Source organism: Stenotrophomonas sp. P5_A8, from assembly GCF_056400545.1.
Window position 1 is genome coordinate 1 of sequence record NZ_JBFULB010000596.1, and the last position, 977, is coordinate 977.

General features: G+C 62.1%; 4 tRNA genes. All 4 read left to right on the forward strand.

What is annotated here, in order from left to right:
* Positions 1-419 precede the first annotated feature (419 nt).
* The 4 genes from AC1DQP_RS20930 (at position 420) to AC1DQP_RS20945 (ending at position 943) form a co-directional block, all read left to right on the forward strand.
* Positions 420-495, forward strand: a tRNA-Ala gene (locus AC1DQP_RS20930).
* A gap of 52 nt (positions 496-547) precedes the next feature.
* Positions 548-623, forward strand: a tRNA-Glu gene (locus AC1DQP_RS20935).
* A gap of 119 nt (positions 624-742) precedes the next feature.
* Positions 743-818, forward strand: a tRNA-Ala gene (locus AC1DQP_RS20940).
* 49 nt (positions 819-867) lie between these two features.
* Positions 868-943: transfer RNA gene (locus tag AC1DQP_RS20945), tRNA-Glu, on the forward strand.
* The last annotated feature ends 34 nt before the right edge of the window (positions 944-977 follow it).

A 977-nucleotide genomic window follows, 5' to 3' on the forward strand; every position in this document is an offset into this window, starting at 1 on the left:
CCCCGCCTGTACCGCAAGCCGAGCCCCGTAGCGGCCGGTGGGCTCCTGGGCAAAATAAAGGAGGAGGCCGCCAGGCCGGGGGACATTTGCGCCAGGGGCCTACCGGCTGCTGGCGGGGCCCTCACGCGCGCGGCATGCTCGAACGAAGACAACGCACCATATCCACGGTGCACCCGCATCACCGAGGCACACGCAGATGGCCGCGCTCAATCCGCTGCGGCCGTTGCAACAGGACGCTCGCCTCCATTGGGAGAGGAGCCTCTTTTGTTGGGGTGCATTCGCGGTGATCCGCGTCTGCATTGCTGCGGTTGCCGAGCATGGCTCGGCACTACCGATTCGCGTGCTTTTTTCTTCGCTATTGCAGAAAAAAGACTTGGCGCGCGCTTCACATCCGCGTAGAATTCGGCCTCCAGCATCGTGGGGCCATAGCTCAGCTGGGAGAGCGCCTGCATGGCATGCAGGAGGTCGGCGGTTCGATCCCGCCTGGCTCCACCAATCCAGACCTTAGGCCGTCTGGGTGTGTTGGAAACATTGATGAGTTTTATGCGTCCCCATCGTCTAGAGGCCTAGGACATCACCCTTTCACGGTGGCGACCGGGGTTCGAATCCCCGTGGGGACGCCACTCATCAACGACATCAGGCCCGGTTCGCCGGGTCTTTTTGTCACCGCCTCCAGCGGTTTCGTTTGGTCTTCCACAAACGTGAACAGGCAGGTATAGTAGGCGGCTCGCAGCATCAACGTGGGGCCATAGCTCAGCTGGGAGAGCGCCTGCATGGCATGCAGGAGGTCGGCGGTTCGATCCCGCCTGGCTCCACCACTTCTTCGGACACAGGCCGTCCGACAGAAGCCAAAATTCGGTTTAACGCGTCCCCATCGTCTAGAGGCCTAGGACATCACCCTTTCACGGTGGCGACCGGGGTTCGAATCCCCGTGGGGACGCCAGCTTCAAACAAACAGCCCTGACTTCGGTCGGGGC